This window comes from Streptomyces sp. NPDC048637 (genome assembly GCF_040650675.1).
Classification (GTDB): Bacteria; Actinomycetota; Actinomycetes; order Streptomycetales; family Streptomycetaceae; genus Streptomyces.
The window spans coordinates 69,168-88,092 of record NZ_JBEZHQ010000012.1; the positions used below are offsets into that span (position 1 = coordinate 69,168).

Below are 18,925 nucleotides of genomic sequence, written 5' to 3' on the forward strand. Positions count from 1 at the left end.
TTCGGCGGTGGACGAGGCCCTGCTCACCCCGCCCGGCGCCGGTTCTCACACGGCCGTGTCCGCCGAAGGGGCGCTGTCCCCTGCTGGGGACCGGCCCTGCTTCGGCGCCCGGCCGTTGACCATGAGTCCGGCGACGAGCGCGGCGAGCAGCATGATCGCCGACGCCACCCCGATGGCGACGTTGAAGCCGTGCACCACTCCGTCCTTCAGGATCTGGTCCCGCACCGCCGGGGCGAGCCCACCGCCCTTCCGGGCCGCGTCCGCCAGGTGATCGGCGATGAACACCGCACTCGTCGAGGTCGCGATCGTATTCAGCAGCGCCGTACCGATCGAACCACCCACCTGCTGTGCGGTGTTGACCGTCGCCGACGTGACCCCGGAGTCGTGCGCGGCCACCCCGGACGTGGCCGTCGCCATCACCGGCATGAAGATCAGGCCCATCCCGAGCCCCACGAGCAGCATCGCCGGGAGCACATGCGACACATACGCGGGCACGGCCGTCAGATACCTCAGGGTGAAGAGTCCCGCGGCGGCGAGCAGCGCGCCCGGGACCATCAGGAACCGCGGCGGGATCCGGTGCAGCAGCCGCGCCGAGATCTGGGTCGAGCCGACCACGATCGCCGCCACCATCGGGAGGAAGGCCATCCCGGTCCTGACCGGTGAATAGCCGAGCACGGTCTGCAGGTAGTAGGTCATGAACAGGAACATCCCGAACATCGCAATGACCGCCAGCGCCATGGTCAGGAAGGCGCCGCCGCGATTCCGGTCCCGCACGATGTGCAACGGCAGCAGGGGATGCGGCGCCCGCGTCTGCCACCAGGCAAAGACCCCCAGCAGCACCACACCGCCCACCAGCAGCCCGATGACCAGCCCGTCACCCCACCCCCGTGGCTGTGCCTCACTGCATCCGTAGACGATCGCGACCAGACCGCCGCAGCCCAGCGCCGCACCCGGAATGTCCAGATGGACGCGGCCCTGCTCCGTCTTGTCCCGCAGAAATACCGCAGCGCCCACGAAGGCGATCACCGCGATCGGCACATTCACATACAGACACCAGCGCCAGTCCAGGTATTCGGTCAGCAGCCCGCCGGCGATCAGTCCGATGGCCGCGCCGCCGCCCGCGATGGCCCCGTAGATCCCGAAAGCCTTGCTTCGCTCCTTCCCGATGGTGAACGTCGTGGTGAGCAGCGACAGCGCGGACGGAGCCAGCAGTGCCCCGAAGGCGCCCTGCAGCGCCCGCGCCCCGAACAGCAGCCCGGACCCCGTGGCCGCCCCGCCCAGGCCCGACGCGACCGCGAACCCGACCAGCCCGATCATGAACGTCCGCTTCCGTCCCACCAGGTCGGCGATCCGCCCGCCGAGCAGCAGCAGCCCGCCGAACGCCAGCGTGTACGCGGTGATCACCCACTGCCGGTTGGCGTCCGACATCCCCAGATCCCGCTGCGCCGACGGCAGCGCGATGTTCACGATGGTCGCGTCCAGCACCACCATCAGCTGCGCGATCGCAATCACCACGAGGCCCCACCAGCGCCGCGGATCGGGTTCCGCCGGCGCGGCCCAACGGGGAATGCTGGGCCTGGGAGGGGGAGCGGGACCTCCCTCTTGGCCGGCGTCACTCATCACGACCGCCTCGCTCGGCTGGTACGGCCACCCCGGCCACCCCGCCGCCCCAACCCAGAGCAACCGGATCAAACGGAGCGCTTCACCCATTCAGCGTAGGTAGCGGCGCGGGGCCTCGCCTCTTGTGGTGCGTGTCGACGCCGTGGTCCGGGGCGCGCGCAAGACAGCGGCCGCGGCCGGGCCCGTGGGAGCCCGGCCGCGGCCGGTGAGGTGTCGGGTGTGGTGGAGGTGCGGGTGGTCAGTTGTCCTTGAGGACGCCGGCCGCGCGGGCCTCGGTGAGCCACTCGGGGAACTCGACCATCAGCTGCTGGTAGAGCTCGTCGGGGGCGAGGGCGCGCGGGTCGCGGCCGGCGTGGAAGAAGCCGGCGTTGTCGACGGCGCGCTTCTCCGGGACGGCCAGGTCGTCGAGCTTGCGGAGGAAGTCGAAGCCCTTGGCGTCCGGGTCACCGAAGCCGATGAACTGCCAGAAGATGGGGAGCTCGGCGGCCTCGCAGAGGGCCTTCTCGGCGGCCGGCTTGGAGGTCGGGGCGCCGTCGGTCTGGAAGATGACGAAGGCCGGGGCGGTGGCGCCGGACTTCTTGTAGTGGTCGACGACCGCGTTGATGGCCCAGTGGTAGTTCGTACGGCCCATGTGGCCCAGACCGGCGTGCAGTTCCTCGATGCGGCCCTCGTAATGGGTGAGGTCGAGGTCGGCGGTGCCGTCGATGTCGGTGGAGAAGAAGACGACCGGGACGGTGGCGTCGTCGTCGAGGTGGGCGGAGAGGCCGAGGGCCTGCTCGGCGAGGTTCTGGACGGTGCCGTCCTTGTAGTAGTTGCGCATCGAGCCGGAGCGGTCCAGGACCAGGTAGACGGCGGCGCGCTGGGTGGCGAGGCCGTGCTTCTCCAGGGTGCTGCCCGCGGACTTGTAGAGGCTGAGAAGAGCGGGGGCGACGGAGGGGAGCGAGGCCGCGCCGGCGGAAGCGGTGACGGCTTCGTCGGCCTTGGGCTGGGGCTGGGGCTCGGGCTTGGCTTCGACCTTGGGCTCGGGCTCGGTCTTGGACTGGTCGGCCGCGGGCTGGTCGGCCTTCGGCGCTGCCGTCTTGGGCGCTGCGGCCTTCGGCTCGTCCACGGGCTGCTCGGCCGCGGGCTCCGGCTCGGCCTCCGGCGCCACCACCACTGCCGGTTCCGGCGTGGCCTCGGGCTCGGGGGCGGGCTGCGCCTTTGCCGCCACGGCTTCCGGCTTCGCCTCGGGCTCGGCCGCCGGCTGCTGTACGGGCTCCGGCTCGGCCACCGCCTGCTTGTCCGCCTGCTTGTCCGCCTCCGACGCTGCCTCCGACGCCGCCTCCCGCTCGGCCGCGGGCTCAACGACCGCCTCGGCCTCAACGACCGCCTCGGGCTTCGCGGCTGCCTCGGCCTCGGGCGCTGCGACGGCCTTCGCCGCGGCCTCGGCCGTCGGCTCGGCCGCCACCTCGGTCTCGGCCGCCACCTCAGGCTCCGGCTCCGCGGAGCCGGCGGCCGGCCCGGCCTCGGCCTTCGGCGCCGGGTCCGGGTTGTCGAAGGCCTGGCTCACGAGGTCAGCGACGGTGTCGCCGGTGGCCGGGGCGTCGGCCGGCGAGACGTCCGCCGCGGGTGCGTCCGGCGCCTCCGCCGCAGCTGCCTCCTCGGCCGGTTCGGCCGCGGGCTTCTCGACCGCTGCGACCGCTTCGGACGTCTCGACCGCTTCGACGGGCTCGGTGGGCTCGGTGGGCTCGACGGGCGCGTCCGCGGCCGAGGGGGCGGACGGCGTGGCCGTCGCGGTGGCGTCCGCCGCGGGCTCGTCCCGTACGTCGGTGGCGTCCCGGTCGGCGGACTCCTCGCGTGCCGCGGACTCCTCCCGGGCCGGGGAGGAGTCCGCGGCCCGGTCCGCACGGTCCGCACGGTCCGCGCGGGTGCCCTGCGCGGGCAGCGTTGCGGTCGTCGGTGCCGGGTCCGTGACGGGGGCCTCCGAGGGGGCCGTCCGGGCGGCCGGAACCTCGGCTTCCGGGGTGGCGGGGGCCGGTGTGGACTCCTCGCGGGCCTCCGGGATGGTCGCGGACTCCGGCTTGTCGGCGCCGCTCGGGGCCGCGCCGGTTTCTTCACGGGTCGCCTTGGAGCGACCGAAAGCGTTGCGCAGCAGACTCCGAATGCCCATCGGCGAACCTCTCTTGCGTGTGGTGGGTGCGGCGTATGTCCGTGACGCACGGACATGTCCCTGACCAGGACGGATACGTAAGGGTAGCGGCCGGGACCGGCCTCATCGTGGGACCCCGCGCCTTGTGTGATGGGCCATCCGGGGGCTGTGGCGGGGCGGATGGTTTCAACCGGGGCGCCCGACTCCCGCCGAGGAGGCATCGGTCCTGCGTACGAGGTTGATCACCAGTGTGAAAACCACCGCGGCGCACGGTTCCGGGCGGGATTTTCGATACCGGACTGAATCCTTCCCGTATTCCGCGCCGCCGTCGTATGCGTCGTTTTGCCCTCCCTGGAACTGGGATTGACCCCTCGTACGGTGCCGGGCGGGCCTGTCGTCCCCCCGGATTCATCGCCTGTTCATGTTTGCGTCGTCATGCGGCGGATCGGCCCGTTTAGCGTCACGGCGAACCATGACCGCGAACCGAACGACGGCGCTCGAATCCTTTCGTCCGCGCTGCACACCGTTCGACCTCGTTCGACTCCGCTAAAGAGGGGGAAATGTGCGCAAGTTCCTGCCGTTGATCGGCTCGCATCCTGGTGGGCGTTCGGCCATGACGTGCCGGTACCGCTGTGGTGACGCCTGCTTCCACGAGACGCCCAACACGAGCGACAACGCCTACGTCGGCGACGTCATCGCCGGTGCGCTGTCCCGGCGTTCGATGGTGCGGGCCGCTGCGGTCGTGACGGTGGCGGCGGCAGCCGGCGGCGCGGTGGGCGGCGTGGGGGCGCCGCCGGCCGTCGCGGCATCGGCTGCCGGTCCGGCGTCCCGGGGCGGGAAGAGCCACAAGGCGGCGCGCGGGCTGCGGTTCGCCACCGTGGCGCCGAACAAGGCCGATGCGGTGGTCGTCCCGGAGGGGCACGCCCAGCACATCCTCATCCGGTGGGGCGACCCGATTCTGCGGGGGGCGCCGGCGTTCGACCCGGACCGGCAGTCGGCGAAGGCGCAGGCGGGGCAGTTCGGTTACAACAACGACTACATGGCCGTGCTGGACGTGCCGGGTGAGCAGCACCGGCAGCTGATGGTGATCAACCACGAGTACACGGACGAGCAGCTGATGTTCGCCGGGTACGACGCGGAGGCGCCGACGCGGGAGCAGGCCGAGATCGGCTTGGCGGCGCACGGGCTGTCCGTGCTGGTCGTCCAGGAGGAGCGGCACAGCGGGCGGCTCACGGCGGTGTCCCGGCACCGGCTCAACCGGCGGATCACCGGCACCACGCCGTTCGACGTCACCGGCCCCGCGGCGGGCAGCGATCTGCTGAAGACGTCCGCCGACCCCGAGGGGACGCGGATTCTCGGGACGCTCAACAACTGCGGCGGTGGCATCACGCCGTGGGGGACGGTGCTGTCCGGCGAGGAGAATTTCAACCAGTACTTCGCCAATGGGGGCAGTGTCACCGATCCGACGGCGGTGGCCCGGCTCAAGCGGTACGGCATCACCGGCGGGGCGAGCGAGCGGAAGTGGGAGCGGTTCGACAAGCGCTTCGATGCGGTGCGGGAGCCGAATGAGGCGCACCGGTTCGGCTGGGTCGTGGAGATCGATCCCTACGATCCCGAATCGACACCGCGGAAGCTGACGGCGCTGGGGCGGTTCAAGCACGAGGCGGCCGAACCGCGCCTGACGCCGGATGGCCGGCCCGTTCTCTACATGGGCGATGACGAGAAGTTCGACTACTTCTACAAGTTCGTCTCCGCCCGGCGGATGAAGCGGGGGACGTCGCGGGCCGCGCGGGAGCACAACCGGACGCTGCTGGACGAGGGGACGCTCTATGTCGCCAAGTTCACCGGTGACAGTGCGGCGGGGGAGATCGACGGGTCGGGCAAGCTGCCGAAGGACGGCGAGTTCGACGGGTCGGGGGAGTGGATTCCGCTGGCGAGCGGCGACACCTCGCATGTGCCGGGAATGACGGCGGACGAGGTGTATGTCTTCACGCGGATCGCTGCCGACAAGGTGGGCGCCACGAAGATGGACCGGCCGGAGGACGTCGAGCCCAGCCCGCGTACCGGCCGCGTCTATATCGCGCTGACCAACAACAGCGACCGGGGGAAGGCCGGCAAGGCTCCGGTGGACGAGGTCAATCCGCGCAAGGAGAACAAGCACGGGCAGATTCTGGAACTGAGCGAGCGGTGGGACGATCCGGCGGCGGACCGTTTCGACTGGCGGCTTTTCCTGGTCTGCGGTGACCCGGAGGACCCGGCCACCTATTTCGGCGGATTCCCCAAGGATCAGGTCAGCCCGATTTCCTGCCCGGACAACATCACCTTTGATGTGCACGGAAATCTGTGGATATCTACCGACGGAAATGCGCTGGGCAGCCATGACGGGCTGTTCGGGGTGGCGACCGCGGGGGAACGGCGGGGTGAGGTCCGGCAGTTCCTGACGGTGCCCACGGGGGCCGAGACCTGCGGGCCGGTCGTGCAGGAGCGACGGGTGCTGGTCGCCGTGCAGCATCCGGGCGAGGTGGACGGGGCGAGTGTGGAGCAGCCCGCATCGCAATGGCCGGATGGAGAAGGGGAGTTGGTCCGGCCGTCCGTGGTGACCGTCTGGCGGAAGGACGGGCGGGACATCGGGGTGTGAGGACAGGCGCTGGTCCGTGGGGCGGGTGCCGGCTCCCCGCCTCACGGGGTGCTGTCCCGTCCCGCGGCCCCGGGCCCGTCCCACGAGGCGCCCCCGGCGGCTCTCTCCCGGTCCCCACATCACGCCGCGGAAACGATGTGGCAAGAGCAGGGTAAGAAGTGGGTCGTTCAGGTATCCGATGCGCAGGTGTGCCCGTCTTCTCCGGTGACCATTGTCCGGAGCCGTCCGTTGTGCCTAAGGCGGCCGGTTAAGAAGGCAAGAACCCTTCCGAGGGTGACGGGAGATGTGGGCGCATGGGGCTGACCAGTCAGTCGCTCGAATACACGGTGATCGTGCTGGCGGTGGTCTGTGTGGCCGCCACGGTGTGGCTCTGGCCCCGGCTGTCGCGGCGCGGGGTGGGACCCGTTCTCGGCAGACTGGGCGCCATCATGGTCACCCAGGTGTCGATCGTGTGTGCGCTCGCCCTCGCCGTGAACACGAACTACGAGTTCTACGGCAACTGGGACGAACTGCTGGGCAATACGGACGAGGCGCCGGCATCCGTGAGCCAGGGCGGCGGACAGTACGCCTCGGTCGGCAACCTCAAGGGCGGGCTGGTCCAGCCGGCCGGTCCGCAGGGGCTCGACCGGGTGACCGGACTGCCCAAGGGGCCCGCGGACCGGGTGGGCAAGGTCGAGTCCGTGAAGATCGTCGGCCGCCGCAGCCGGGCCATCAACCCGGGCTTCGTCTATCTGCCGCCGCAGTACTTCCAGCAGCAGTTCCGCCGGCAGCGGTTCCCCGTCATGGTCGTCATCAGCGGCTACCCCGGCGGCATCATGAACCTTGCGCAGCACCTCCAGGTGCCGCAGAACGCGGGCCGGCTGATCGCGCAGAACAAGATGCAGCCGACGGTGATCGTGATGGTCCGGCCGACGATCGCCCCGCCGCGCGACACCGAGTGTGTGGATGTGCCGGGCGGGCCGCAGGCCGAGACGTTCTTCACCAAGGACCTGCCGGACGCCATGAAGTCGGCCTACCGGGTGGGCCGTGACCCCAGCGCCTGGGGTGCGTTCGGCTACTCGTCCGGTGGTACCTGCTCGCTGCAGCTGGCGATGCGTAACCCGAAGGTCTACACCTCGGCGGTCTCGCTCTCCGGTGACTACGCGATCAAGGACGACCTGACCACCGGCAGCCTCTTCGGCCCCGGCCCGGAGGGCGCCCGGCGGGAGCGTGAGCACGATCTGCTGTGGCGGCTGAAGAACCTCCCCGCGCCGCAGATCTCCGCGCTGGTGGCCAGCAGCCGTAAGGGCGAGGCGGATTACGGCGACACCATGAAGTTCCTGCGGGCCGCCAAGTCGCCGATGACGGTCGACTCGATCATCCTGCCGCAGGGCAGCCACCAGTTCACGACCTGGCGGCGTGAGGTCGCGCCGGCCCTGCAGTGGCAGAGCCAGCAGCTGACGTTCCCGCAGGACACGGAGGCCCCGCAGCGCAAGCCGGGGGTGGGGAAGGGCGGCGCCCCCGGGCAGCGGACCGCGCCGTCCCCGGCACCGTCGGCGTCCGACGACAAGGGACACCGGCGGGTGGAGGCGGAGCGCCCCCGGGGGTGAGCCGCGAGTGAGCTGAGGAGGGGCGCCGGAGCTGTCCGGCGCCCCTTCTGCATGCGGTGAGCCGGGGGCCGGCTGCGGACCGCGGACGCGCCCGTTCCGCATGATTCGGTGTGCCTCGGGTAACCGGAGTTTCCTCGGGCGCACCGCCCGTCACGCACACCGGGGAGTTCTCATGGCGCGTACGCGAGAGGGCGACGAGACGGCCTGGTCACCGGTGGCCGCGCGGGCCCCGCTGGCCGTCCGGATTCTGCTGCTGGTGCTGGCGTTCGCCGCGATGGTGGCGTTCGCGGCGGCACTGGCACGGGTCACGCTGACCCCGTCGGCGGCGTCGGTGCCGCTGACCCACCCCAACCTCCGCCCCGGCGACTCGATCCGGGGCTATCTCGGGCAGCCGCACCTGGCCGACACCGTCAAGCAGCTCGGCGGCAATGTGGTGCTGGGCGTGCCGTTCGGGGTGCTGCTGCCGGTGCTGGCGCCGCGGGCCCGGGGGCTGGTGCGGGTGGGCGCGGCGACCGCGCTGGTGATGCTGCTGGTGGAGCTGGTGCAGGGGGCGCTGATCACCGGCCGGGCGTTCGACATCGACGATGTGATCCTGAACTGCGCCGGCGCGCTGATCGGCTATCTGCTGCTGGGACGGCGGCTGGGCCGGGCGGTGCACCCGCGGCGCCGGCACTGGTGGCACCGGCTCAGCGGCAAGGGGACGGCGGGGCCGGCCAAGACCTCCGAGATCAGGCCGGGGTGACGGAAGGCGGTTCCGGCACCGGCCGTGGCGTGCGCCCCGTGCCGCGCGCTACGGCCGGTAGACCATCCCCGGCTCCGGCTTCGCCGGGGAGAGCAGCTGGGAGACCGTGACGACCGTATAGCCGCGCTTCTTCAGCTCCTTGAGGATGCCGGGCACGGCGGGCACGGTCCCTCGGTAGATGTCGTGCAGCAGGATGATGCCGTCGCGCTCGGTCTGTTCGAGCACCCGCTTGGTGATCAGGGCCGAGTCATGGGTCTGGTAGTCCTTGGCGGTCACGCTCCACAGGACCTGCGCCAGGCCGAGGTTCTTGCTGATCTCGGAGACGGATCCGTCGGTCCGGCCCTGCGGCGGGCGCATCAGCCGCGGTGTCTTGCCGGTGATCTTGCGGACCGCTTCCTGGAGGCGGGACATCTCGCGCTGGGCCGCTTCGGGCGTGATCTCGGTCAGGATCTGGTGCGACCAGGTGTGGTTGGCCAGCTCATGGCCCTCGGCGTCGATCCGCTTCACCTCTGCCGGGCGCTTTTCGACGTGGTTCTCGCCGAGCATGAAAAAGGTCGCGTGGACCTTCTCCTTCTTGAGGATGTCCAGCAGGCGGCTGGTGTTCTCGCTGGGGCCCGCGTCGAAGGTGAGCGCGACGCACTTGGCCTTGCGGCAGTCGATGTCGTCACCGGCCGCGCCCCGGGGGGCCTTGGCGTCCTTGGCCGCGGCGAGTGCGGTGTCCTTCGTCCGGACGTCGGCCGCCGGTGCCTCGGCGCGGGCGTCGGCCGGGGCGGTGACGTCGTAGGTGGCGCAGCCGCTGAGGGCCAGGACCAGGGAGGCGGCCGTCAGCAGCCCTATGGACGTGCTGCGGGCCGCGGACATCGGCTTCGGCATACGGACCTCTCTTCGGGCACGGGCGGTCGGCAGTGAGCCCGTGACCTGCGTTTTCGCGCATGGCGAAGCCGACGCGTACGGGGCGTTGCCGCGCCGCGCCGACCCTCGGTGACAGCGGTCGAAGGGACTTGAGAGGGACTATACATAGGCAGTACACACCGTGTGTATACGTGGGGTGTGTATGGGGTTGTGTACGTGGGTGCGTCGGGGCGGGAGGGGCGGAAGAGAGCGGGTGGGACGCGCGGCGGCGGAGGCCGTCCGCGTCCACCCCGATCGGACGCGTCCGCCGCGACACCCCGCCCCCGCCGCGGTGGACTCGTACCGTGACCGCACCGCCGCCGGACGACTGCCTGGCGCACAACGACTGGATCTGCGGCGACTACCTGAGCACCCGTCGGCAGATCCTGCTCGACGCGCTCGCCCAGCACCTCCAGCTGACGGTGGTCTCGGTGGCACTCGGGCTGCTGATCGCGGTCCCGCTGGCGCTGCTGGCCCGCCGCAGACGCTGGACGGTCGGACCGGTGCTCGGCATCACCACCGTCATCTACACGATCCCGTCCCTGGCGATGTTCTCGCTGCTGCTGCCTCTCTACGGGCTGTCCGCCACCCTCGTGGTGGTCGGCCTCGCGCTGTACTCGCTCACCCTGCTCGTGCGGAACATCCTGGCGGGGCTGGACGGGGTCCCCGCCGAGGCCAGGGAAGCCGCCCGGGGCATGGGGTACGGGCCGACGCGCCAACTGCTGACCGTCGAGCTGCCGCTGGCCGTGCCGGCGGCGATGGCCGGGCTGCGGATCGCCACGGTCTCGGCGGTCGCCCTCACCACCGTCGGGGCCATCGTCGGATACGGCGGGCTGGGGAACCTGATCTACGCCGGGATGAACACGTTCTTCAAGGCGCAGGTGCTCACCGCGTCCGTGCTCTGTGTGCTCATCGCGGTCGTCCTCGATCTGCTGCTGCTCGGCGTGGAGCGGCTGCTCACGCCCTGGCGCCGGGCGAACCGGCGTTCGCGGGTACCGGCCCGGGCCACCGCCGGCCCGGAGCGGCCGGCCGCCGCGGCTGCCGGGCGGCAGACATGAACACCGTCTCCGCGGTCTGGAGATGGCTGACCACCGCCGCCAACTGGTCCGGGGAGAACGGCGTCTGGCACCGTCTGGAACAGCACCTCGTGCTCACCTTCGTCTGCCTGGTCATCAGCGCCCTGATCGCGCTGCCGGTGGCCCTGACGCTCGGGCATCTCGGCCGCGGCGGCGCGCTGGCTGTCAACCTCGCCAACATCGGCCGCGCGGTGCCGACCTTCGCCGTACTTGTCCTGCTGCTGCTCACCCCGATTGGACGCTATGGGCAGTGGCCGACGATCATCGCGCTGGTGTTGTTCGCCATCCCGCCGCTGCTGACCAATGCCTATGTCGGGATGCGCGAGGTGGACCAGAACGTGGTGCGGGCCGCGCGGGGCATGGGGATGACCGGCACCCAGCTGGTGTGGCGGGTCGAGGTACCGCTCGCCTTTCCGCTCGTCCTGACCGGCATCCGGATCGCCGCGGTCCAGCTGGTGGCCACCGCCACGCTCGCCGCGCTGGTGGGCGGTGGCGGCCTCGGCCGGATCATCACCGCGGGGTTCAACCTGGCCAGCACCCCGCAGGTGGTCGCCGGAGCGGTGCTGGTCGCGGTGTTCGCGCTGCTGATGGAGGCCGCCTTCGAGCTGGCACAGCGGTGGGCACCGGGCTGGGCGCGCGGACGGACCCGATGAGGGCCGCCGTGATGGCCGGCGCGGTCGTCGCCGCCCTCGCGCTCTCGGCCTGCACCAGCGGCCCCTCCCTGGAGACCCGCTCCGCGATCACCTCCTCCCCCGGCGACAGCCGCGAACTGGTCATCGGCTCGGCCGGCTTCACCGAGAGCGAGCTGCTCGCCCAGATGTACGCGGTGCTGCTCGACCATGCCGGGTACCGGACCCGGGTCGTGACCGTCGGCAACCGCGAGCTGTACGAACCCGCCTTGGAGGTGGGGCAGATCGAGGTCGTCCCCGAGTACGCCGCCACCTTCGCGGACTGGCTGAACGCCAAGAACAAGGGCTCCAAGGCGGCCCCGGTGGCCTCGCCCGACCTCGGTGCCACCATGGCCGCGCTGCGCCGGCTCGCCGGCCTGCGTGGTCTGACCGTGCTCCCGGCCGGCCGGGCCGTCGACCAGAACGCCTTCGCGGTGCGCGCCTCCTATGCCCGCAAGCACCACCTCAAGACCCTCAGCGATCTGGGCCGGGCCAAGCTTCCGGTGCGTCTTGCCGCGGGCGATGAATGCGTCCAGCGGCCGTTCTGCGCGCCGGGGCTGAAGAAGCGCTACGGGATCAACATCACCGCCATGGACCCGAAGGGCGTCGGCACCACGCCCGCCAAACAGGCCGTGCAGAACGGGCAAGACCAGATGGTGCTGACCACCAGCACCGATGCCACCCTCGACCAGTTCGGTCTGGTGCTGCTCACCGACGACAAGAAGCTGCAGAACGCCGACTATGTCGTTCCCGTCGTCAACCGCGCCCGGGCCGGCGGCGAGCGGCCGGCCGCCGCACTCAACCGCCTCAACAAGGTGCTGACCACCGCCGACCTGGCGTATCTCAACGAGCAGGTGGACAGCTGGCGGCGGCTGCCGGCGGATGTGGCCCGCAACTACCTGAAGTCCAAAGGGCTGTTGCCCAGGAGCTGACACAGCGCAGGAGGCGTGGTCCGTGCGGTGGGCAGTGACCTGGCACGTGACGCGAGCGGTGACCTGGCCGGTGATGCGAGCGGCGACCTGGCCGGTGACGCGAGCGGCGACACGGCCGGTGTTTCACGTGAAACGCCGCGTGGGAAGGCAGGGCGGGCGTTTCACGTGAAACACCCCACCCCTCCCGGCGCCCTCACTCCGTAGGGACCGAGTCCACCTCGGCCCGCTCCCGCCGTACGCCCCGCTCGTCCGAACCGATGGTGCGGCGCAGCGCTTCATGGAGCTTGGTCGGCGTGAGGACGCCCAGGAACCGGTGGCCGTCCAGGACCGCAATCCAGCCGGCATCGTGTTTGAGCATCTCGCTGAAGGCCGCTTTGAGGGTGCCGGTCACCGGCACCCAGGCCTCCATCCGGCGGGCGTGACCGGCCACCGTGCCCTCCGCGCCCGCCAGCTCCTCCGTGCCCACCCAGCCGTGCAGTTCACCCTCCTCGTCGAGCACCACCGCCCAGCGGGCACCCTCGGCCCGCAGCCGGGCCATGGCGTCCGCGGCGGGTTCGCCGAGCCGGGCGAACGGAGGGCGTTCGAGGTCGCCACGGTCGATGCCGGTGACCGAGAGCTGCTTCAACGCGCGGTCGGTACCGACGAATTCGGCGACGTACGGGGTGGCGGGGGCGCCGAGGACGCTCGCGGGGGTGTCGTACTGCTCGATCCGGCCGGCGCCGTAGACCGCGATCCGGTCGCCGAGCCGGATGGCCTCCTCGATGTCATGGGTGACCAGCAGCACCGTCTTGTGCAGCTCGGCCTGCAGCCGCAGAAACTCCTTCTGCAGCCGGTCACGGACGACCGGGTCGACCGCGCCGAACGGCTCGTCCATCAGCAGGACGGGCGGGTCGGCGGCGAGCGCCCGCGCCACCCCGACCCGCTGGCGCTGGCCGCCGGAGAGCTGGTCGGGGTAGCGCGGGCCGTGGACGGCCGGGTCCAGGCCGACCAGATCCAGGAGTTCGGCGGCCCGCTCGCGGGCCCTGGCCTTCTTCCAGCCGGTCAGAAAGGGCACGGTCGCGGTGTTGTCGAGGACGGTGCGGTGCGGAAAGAGACCGGTCTGCTGGATGACATAGCCGATGCCGCGGCGCAGGGTAACCGGGTCGACGCCGGCGATGTCCGCACCGTCGACGTAGATCCGCCCGTGCGTGGGGTCGATGAGCCGGTTGACCATCATCATGGTCGTCGTCTTGCCGCAGCCGGACGGCCCGACCAGCGTCACCAGCTCCCCCTCGCCGACCTCGAAGGAGAGGCCGTCGACGGCGGTGGTCCCGTCGGGGTAGCGCTTGGTGACGGACTCGAACCGGATCATTGCGTCATTGAATCCCGCGGCCCGCGACCGGACCCGTCATGCGGGCAATCGGGTGGGGGCGGGGACACGACCCTTCAGACCGCTTCCCGCCGGGCGCCCGGCTCCGGCTCGCCGCCCGCCCCGGGCTCGTCGGTCATCCGGTACCCGGCGCCCGGCACGGCCTCGATCACCGGTGGGTCGCCGAGCTTGGCGCGCAGTGCGCCGAGGGTGACGCGTACGGCGTTGCCGCCGTAGCTGGTGTGCTCCTCCCAGACCTCCTCGATCAGCTCATCGCCGCTGACCACCGCGCCCTGCGCGCGCAGCAGCACTTCGAGCACCCCGAACTCCGTACGCGACAGCGCCAGCGGCCGGCCGTCGCGGGCGGCCAGCCGGCGCGCGGTGTCGACGGTGACGCCGGCCCGCTCGATGACCTGCGGCATCACGCGGCGGGCGGCCCGGCCCAGCGCCAGGATCCGGGCGACCAACTCCTCGTGGGCGAAGGGCTTGGCCAGACAGTCGTCGGCGGCCGGCTCCGGCCCCGCCACCCGGTCGTCCGGACCGGACGCGGTGAGCAGCAACACCCGGGTCGGCAGCCGCTGTTCCACCACATACCGGCGCAGGGCCTCGCTGTGCGGTGGAGGCAGCCCGCCGTCCAGGACGAGCACGTCGTACGCGCCGAGCCGCAGTCCGGCCAGCGCCGCGCGGCCGTCATGGGCGATGTCCACCACGATCGCGGCGCGGCGCAGCTCCGCGGCCATCATGTCCGCGAGGCACTCCTCGTCCTCCACCACCAGAACGCGCATGGCGTCATATGTACCCGAGGCGGACCTTCCGGCAAGCTGAACGCCGTGCGCCGCGAGCCCCGAACCGGGGAATTCACCAGGCTGGAGCCGAGCGGCGCCCGGCACGGGCCACCCGGGGTGCACGGCGCCGGTGACGCGGACCGGCACGCCGGTGACGCGGACCGCCGGCCGGGCCACGGCGGCCCGTACGGCCGCGCCCTGTCGAACGGGGCCGGACAGCCCCCGGCGTGCGGGCCGTACGAGTTGCTTCCGCCGCACCGCCTCTCCTCCTGCCGCCTCCGGCCCGGCCGGCGTGCTTACGATCCACTTCGGCCACCGGTCGGAAGGGTGGAAGGGAGCGCCACGATGAGAGCCGTAGCAGTCAGCGCATTCGGTGCACAGCCGCAGCTGATGGAACTGCCGCAGCCCGAACCAGGGCCCGGTGAGGTCCTGGTGCGGCTGTCCGCCGCCGGACTCAACCCCGTCGACTGGAAGCTCGCCGACGGCATGTTCGGCGATGCCGTGCCGGCCGCGTTCCCCCTCGTCCTGGGGTCGGACGGGGCGGGCGAGGTGCTCGCCATCGGGAGCGGGGTGCGGCGGTTCACCATCGGCGACGCGGTGTTCGGCCAGTTCCAGCGGCCCGGCCAGGGCGGCGGTTCGTACTGCGAACTCGCCGTCACCGACGAGGACCGCATCGCGCACGCCGCCCGCAGCGTCACCTACGCCACCTCCGCGGCACTGCCGACGGCCGGCATGACCGCGTACAACCTGGTCGAGGAGACCCGGATCGCCGAGGGCAGAACGGTGCTGATCGTCGGCGCGACCGGCGGTGTCGGCACCTTCGTCACCCAGCTCGCGGCCGGCCGCGGCGCCGAGGTGATCGCCACCGCGCGCCCGGCCAAGGCGGAACTGATGCGCACTCTCGGCGCCGCCGAGACCGTCGACCACACCGCGGGACCGATCGCCGACCAGGTCCTCGCGCTCCATCCGGGCGGTGTCGATGTGCTGATCGACATGGCCAGCGGCCCCGCCGAGTTCGCCGAACTGACCCGGACCGTACGCGACGGGGGGACCGCCGTCTCGCTGATCGGCTCGGCCGACGCGGACGAGCTCACCGAGCACAACCTCCGCGGCTTCAACTTCGTCAACCGCCCCTCCCCGCAGCTGCTGGAGATCCTCGCCGGCCATGTCGACGCGGGCCGGCTGACGGTCCTCGTGGGCCGTGAGGTCTCCCTGGAAGAGGCACCGGACGCCCTGGCGACCAGCCGCACCGGCCGGGCACAGGGGAAGACGGTGCTGGCGATCTGAGCGGTGGTCAGCGGCCGGTGCCGGTGCGGGCGGCGAGCCGGCGGGCGCGCAGGGCCCGGACCGCCGGCGGTCCCGCCGCGGCCAGCGCCGCGGTCAGCGTGCCCGCGCCGATGATCAGCCAGAACCCGGTGCGCAGCGGTCCGGTGAGCGCATCGGCGTAGGCGCCCGCGGCCGGCCGGGAGACCATCGCGGGCAGCGCGTCCAGGGTGCGGCTGCGGACCAGCGCGAGCGCCGCGGCCAGCAGGCCGGCCGCCGCCGCGCAGCCCAGCCCCGCACCGATCAGCGCCCGCCGCCGGCGCCGTGCCAGCAGCAGCCCGCCGGTCAGACACAGCGCCGCGGCCGGCGGCAGCAGCAGCGCCCCGGTGCGGACGACCTCGTAGACGGCCCGGATCCGTGGCACGTCCGGGGCCTTCAGCAGCACGATCTCCACCCCGGCCCGCGGCACCCGCCGGAGAATGTCGAGCCCCATGCCGTTGTGGGACAGCTGATGCTTGACCCGTTCCACGACCGGGGTGAGATCCAGGGTGACCGCGGACCGCCCGGACGCGGCCAGCCGGCCGTCCAGCGTCCGGTGGGCGGTCCGGTGCACCCCGTTCCACACCGCGGGGAAACCGCTGCCGGTGACGACCTGCCGCACCTGCTGGGCCACGAACTGGCGGATCCCCCGGGTGAAGTGCCGACGCACCGCGGGACGCTCGGTGCGCGGGACGGCCTTCAGCAGCCCGTCGAGCCGGACATGCGCCATCACACCGTCCGTGACATCGTCGACGACCGCCTCCTGGACGGCGGAGTTCCCGGCCAGCGGCGCCACCGCCGCCACATAGCTGTCGGTCTCGGTCAGCTCGGCCCGCGCCCAGATGGCGGCCAGGCTCAACGGCAGCAGCAACGTCCCCACCAGCAGCAACACCCCGCCGGCCAGCACCCGTCCGAGCCGCCGCGGCCCGTGCGGCGGCCGCTCCCCGTCCGTCACCCGCCCGCCCGGGCGTACGGGGGCGCTCGCTGACATCGCGTCCGGTCCTTCCTGCGCGGCGGACTGGGGCGCGTCCCACGGACCGGCCGGGCCGGAGGAGCTCCGCAGGACGCGCCCTACGGCCACCTCCCAGGCAAGTGGGAACCTCCGCCGCCCGCGAGCGGGGGCGGTGCCAATGGGTGACCGGGTGCGCGGCCCGGCTCAGCCCGCCCGCGCGGCGCGCCGCCGCCGGACCGCCCGCACCACCCCCGGCCCGAGCAGCGCCATGACCCCGGCGGCCACCGCCCACCCCACCCAGCTGCCGCCCCCGCCCTCCGGGGAGGTCTCCGGCAGGTCGTCCAGATCGCCCGAGCAGGCCGTGGGCGCGAAGGATTCGCCGACGTAGACACAGACCGTGGCGGCGGCGCGCAGGGTGCCGGGCGCGGCAGGGCCGGCGGAGGCGGCGAGGTCGGCGCGGCCGCCGAGGACGGCCGAGGCGGTGAAGACCTGGATGTCGTGCGCGGGCAGATCGGAGCGCCAGATGGCCTTCTGCTCGCCCACGCCGTGCCCTTCGACGGTGCCGCCGGGCGCGGTCGCCGAGGTCGTGGTGGCCGGCATCCGCTGTTCGATCCGGGCGCCGTGGACCTCGGTGGCGCCCAGGTTGTGCACGGTGATGCGGTAGTCGAGCCGTTTGCCGGACTCGGTGTCGTCGACGCCGTCGGTCACCGTCACCGTGACAGAGACGGCGGGCGGTGCCTTCGGGGCGTGCGCGGCGGCGGGCGGTCCGGGGAGCGTGGCGGCGCACAGCAGCGCGCAGACAACGGCGGTTCTCATGGCGTCATCCGAGCATCGCGGCCCCCGCCACCGGCGGCAGGCGGCTCTCTCCCGGGCCGGGTTCACCCGAGTGAGGGGACGCGGGAGCGGCGCGCCGCTCCGGTCACCCCCTCGTGCCGGGGCGCTCGCCGGTCCGCCGCTCCGGTCACCACCTCGCGCCGGGCCCGCCGATCCGCCGCGCCCCCCGGCCGTTCAATGCCGGTGCGGCCCCTGCCGGTGCACCGGACCGTGCGCGTCCGCGCAGTGGCCGGACTGCCGCTCCGGGCCGGGACCGGGCCGCGGGCTCAGTGTCAGGAGCTCATCGGGCGCGCCCTGTTCGCCGACGTGATCGACCTGGAGGGTGGCGTGGGTGATGCCGTACTCCCCGCTCAGCAGCTCCTGCAGACTGCGGCGGACCTTGTGGCAGTCGCCGCCCGGCTCCACCAGGATGTGCGCGGACAGCGCCGGCTGCCCGGAGGTGATCTGCCAGATGTGCAGGTCGTGCACCTCGACGACCTCGTCCGCGGCGACCAGATGGTCGCCCAGCGCGTCCGGGTCGATACCGGCCGGTGCGGCCTCCATGAAGATCCGGCCGGACTCCCGCACCAGCCCCGTACCGGCCCGCAGCATCAGCGCGACGACCACCAGCGAGGCGATCGCGTCCGCCCGCTCGAAGCCCGTCGTCAGCACGACCAGACCGGCGACGGCGGTGGCAACGAACCCGAACAGGTCGGTGAGGATGTGCTGATAGGCGCCCTCGACGTTCAGGCTGGAGCGGTTGGCCTTGGACAGCAGCCAGGTGCAGATCAGATTGACCACGATCCCGGCCAGCGCGGTCACCAGCACCAGCCCGCCGGTCACCTTCGGCGGTGAGATCAGCCGCTCGACCGACTCGTACGCCAGCCAGACCGACAGCAGCAGCAAAGTGATGCCGTTGGCCTGCGCGGAGAGGATCTCGGCGCGCTTGAGCCCGTAGGTGAACCCGCCGCGCGCCGGCCGCGCGGCCAGCCGCATCGCGATCAGTGCCAGCACGATCGAGACCGCGTCGGTGAGCATATGGGCGGCGTCCGAGATCAGCGCCAGGGACTGTGCCACCACACCGATGACGACCTCGACCGCCATGTACGAGGTCAGCAGGATCAGCGCGGCCCGCAGCCAGCGCCGGTCCGCGTCCGGTGAGACACCATGTGCATGGCTGTGGCTGTGCCCGTGGCTATGGGCGTGCTCGGTCATCGGCGCGCTCCTTCCTGGCTCCTTGCTGCGAAGCAAACCGCACTTCTGCGAAAGATCCAAAGGCTGCACCGGTGACCGTTGTCATTACCGTCGAACGGACGATCGTGCCTGGTCAGAGCGGTGCGGAGGCGGGCGGGAGCGGAAGCGGAAAACGGAGCCCGGCCATCCGCTCCCGGCGGGCGCGGTGCGCCGCCGAGGCTCCTCGTGCCGGGTAGCATCCGGCGCC

Annotated in this window: 15 protein-coding genes; 7 read left to right on the forward strand and 8 right to left on the reverse strand. The window is 72.1% G+C overall.

Going from position 1 to position 18,925, the window contains the following annotated elements; translation table 11 throughout:
* Positions 1-45 precede the first annotated feature (45 nt).
* Complete coding sequence (locus tag AB0C46_RS17790) at positions 46-1,515, reverse strand: MFS transporter (RefSeq protein ID WP_362828719.1); 1,470 nt, start codon at positions 1,513-1,515, stop codon at positions 46-48.
* A 343-nt stretch (positions 1,516-1,858) separates the two neighbouring features.
* Positions 1,859-3,769 (reverse strand): VWA domain-containing protein, encoded by a 1,911-nt coding sequence (locus AB0C46_RS17795; protein WP_362828720.1) that lies wholly within the window; start codon positions 3,767-3,769, stop codon positions 1,859-1,861.
* A gap of 541 nt (positions 3,770-4,310) precedes the next feature.
* Between AB0C46_RS17795 and AB0C46_RS17800 the strand changes: the two genes are divergently transcribed.
* The 3 genes from AB0C46_RS17800 to AB0C46_RS17810 all read left to right on the forward strand — a co-directional run bounded on the left by AB0C46_RS17800 (position 4,311) and on the right by AB0C46_RS17810 (position 8,717).
* Entirely contained in the window at positions 4,311-6,386 is a 2,076-nt protein-coding gene (locus AB0C46_RS17800) for a PhoX family phosphatase (protein WP_362828721.1), read from the forward strand.
* A gap of 293 nt (positions 6,387-6,679) precedes the next feature.
* A complete protein-coding gene (locus tag AB0C46_RS17805; protein WP_362828722.1) occupies positions 6,680-7,975 on the forward strand; it encodes an alpha/beta hydrolase-fold protein in 1,296 nt (431 codons plus the stop codon).
* A gap of 172 nt (positions 7,976-8,147) precedes the next feature.
* On the forward strand, positions 8,148-8,717 hold the full coding sequence (locus AB0C46_RS17810) for a VanZ family protein (RefSeq protein WP_362828723.1): 570 nt from the start codon (positions 8,148-8,150) through the stop codon (positions 8,715-8,717).
* Between the two features lie 48 nt (positions 8,718-8,765).
* Here the strand turns inward: AB0C46_RS17810 and AB0C46_RS17815 are convergent, their stop codons facing one another.
* Positions 8,766-9,590 (reverse strand): polysaccharide deacetylase family protein, encoded by an 825-nt coding sequence (locus tag AB0C46_RS17815; protein WP_362828724.1) that lies wholly within the window; start codon positions 9,588-9,590, stop codon positions 8,766-8,768.
* Between the two features lie 323 nt (positions 9,591-9,913).
* Here AB0C46_RS17815 and AB0C46_RS17820 point away from each other — a divergent pair, with 323 nt between their 5' ends.
* Genes AB0C46_RS17820 through AB0C46_RS17830 form a run of 3 tightly spaced genes read left to right on the forward strand, consistent with a single transcriptional unit; the run spans position 9,914 to position 12,284 of the window.
* Positions 9,914-10,666, forward strand: a complete 753-nt coding sequence (locus AB0C46_RS17820; RefSeq protein WP_362828725.1) for an ABC transporter permease — start codon at positions 9,914-9,916, stop codon at positions 10,664-10,666.
* Positions 10,663-11,337 carry an ABC transporter permease gene (locus AB0C46_RS17825; RefSeq protein WP_362828726.1) on the forward strand — a complete coding sequence of 225 codons (675 nt, stop codon included), beginning with the start codon at positions 10,663-10,665 and terminating at the stop codon, positions 11,335-11,337. Before AB0C46_RS17820 ends, AB0C46_RS17825 begins: the two co-directional genes overlap by 4 nt.
* On the forward strand, positions 11,334-12,284 hold the full coding sequence (locus AB0C46_RS17830) for an ABC transporter substrate-binding protein (protein ID WP_362828727.1): 951 nt from the start codon (positions 11,334-11,336) through the stop codon (positions 12,282-12,284). Before AB0C46_RS17825 ends, AB0C46_RS17830 begins: the two co-directional genes overlap by 4 nt.
* A gap of 193 nt (positions 12,285-12,477) precedes the next feature.
* On the opposite strand, the gene AB0C46_RS17835 is transcribed toward AB0C46_RS17830, so the two are convergent.
* Positions 12,478-13,635 carry a betaine/proline/choline family ABC transporter ATP-binding protein gene (locus AB0C46_RS17835; RefSeq protein WP_362828728.1) on the reverse strand — a complete coding sequence of 386 codons (1,158 nt, stop codon included), beginning with the start codon at positions 13,633-13,635 and terminating at the stop codon, positions 12,478-12,480.
* Between the two features lie 74 nt (positions 13,636-13,709).
* Positions 13,710-14,417, reverse strand: a complete 708-nt coding sequence (locus AB0C46_RS17840; RefSeq protein WP_362828827.1) for a response regulator transcription factor — start codon at positions 14,415-14,417, stop codon at positions 13,710-13,712.
* 345 nt (positions 14,418-14,762) lie between these two features.
* Between AB0C46_RS17840 and AB0C46_RS17845 the strand changes: the two genes are divergently transcribed.
* On the forward strand, positions 14,763-15,704 hold the full coding sequence (locus AB0C46_RS17845) for an NADP-dependent oxidoreductase (RefSeq protein ID WP_362828729.1): 942 nt from the start codon (positions 14,763-14,765) through the stop codon (positions 15,702-15,704).
* Between the two features lie 7 nt (positions 15,705-15,711).
* Here the strand turns inward: AB0C46_RS17845 and AB0C46_RS17850 are convergent, their stop codons facing one another.
* From AB0C46_RS17850 to AB0C46_RS17860, 3 genes are all read right to left on the reverse strand, one after another.
* Positions 15,712-16,710: a hypothetical protein gene (locus AB0C46_RS17850; RefSeq protein WP_362828730.1), complete on the reverse strand. Its 999-nt coding sequence runs from the start codon at positions 16,708-16,710 to the stop codon at positions 15,712-15,714.
* 165 nt (positions 16,711-16,875) lie between these two features.
* Positions 16,876-17,487 carry a hypothetical protein gene (locus tag AB0C46_RS17855; protein WP_362828731.1) on the reverse strand — a complete coding sequence of 204 codons (612 nt, stop codon included), beginning with the start codon at positions 17,485-17,487 and terminating at the stop codon, positions 16,876-16,878.
* Between the two features lie 192 nt (positions 17,488-17,679).
* Positions 17,680-18,699 carry a cation diffusion facilitator family transporter gene (locus AB0C46_RS17860; RefSeq protein ID WP_362828732.1) on the reverse strand — a complete coding sequence of 340 codons (1,020 nt, stop codon included), beginning with the start codon at positions 18,697-18,699 and terminating at the stop codon, positions 17,680-17,682.
* Positions 18,700-18,925: the final 226 nt, after the last annotated feature.

Bases quoted from the DNA above. Each gene is read 5' to 3' on its own strand.
- AB0C46_RS17810 (WP_362828723.1), top strand. From the start codon at position 8,148: ATGGCGCGTACGCGAGAGGGCGACGAGACGGCCTGGTCACCGGTGGCC.
- AB0C46_RS17850 (WP_362828730.1), bottom strand. From the start codon at position 16,710: ATGTCAGCGAGCGCCCCCGTACGCCCGGGCGGGCGGGTGACGGACGGG.
- AB0C46_RS17795 (WP_362828720.1), bottom strand. From the start codon at position 3,769: ATGGGCATTCGGAGTCTGCTGCGCAACGCTTTCGGTCGCTCCAAGGCG.
- AB0C46_RS17805 (WP_362828722.1), top strand. From the start codon at position 6,680: ATGGGGCTGACCAGTCAGTCGCTCGAATACACGGTGATCGTGCTGGCG.
- AB0C46_RS17840 (WP_362828827.1), bottom strand. From the start codon at position 14,417: ATGCGCGTTCTGGTGGTGGAGGACGAGGAGTGCCTCGCGGACATGATG.
- AB0C46_RS17860 (WP_362828732.1), bottom strand. From the start codon at position 18,699: ATGACCGAGCACGCCCATAGCCACGGGCACAGCCACAGCCATGCACAT.
- AB0C46_RS17815 (WP_362828724.1), bottom strand. From the start codon at position 9,590: ATGCCGAAGCCGATGTCCGCGGCCCGCAGCACGTCCATAGGGCTGCTG.
- AB0C46_RS17825 (WP_362828726.1), top strand. From the start codon at position 10,663: ATGAACACCGTCTCCGCGGTCTGGAGATGGCTGACCACCGCCGCCAAC.
- AB0C46_RS17830 (WP_362828727.1), top strand. From the start codon at position 11,334: ATGAGGGCCGCCGTGATGGCCGGCGCGGTCGTCGCCGCCCTCGCGCTC.
- AB0C46_RS17855 (WP_362828731.1), bottom strand. From the start codon at position 17,487: ATGAGAACCGCCGTTGTCTGCGCGCTGCTGTGCGCCGCCACGCTCCCC.
- AB0C46_RS17835 (WP_362828728.1), bottom strand. From the start codon at position 13,635: ATGATCCGGTTCGAGTCCGTCACCAAGCGCTACCCCGACGGGACCACC.
- AB0C46_RS17845 (WP_362828729.1), top strand. From the start codon at position 14,763: ATGAGAGCCGTAGCAGTCAGCGCATTCGGTGCACAGCCGCAGCTGATG.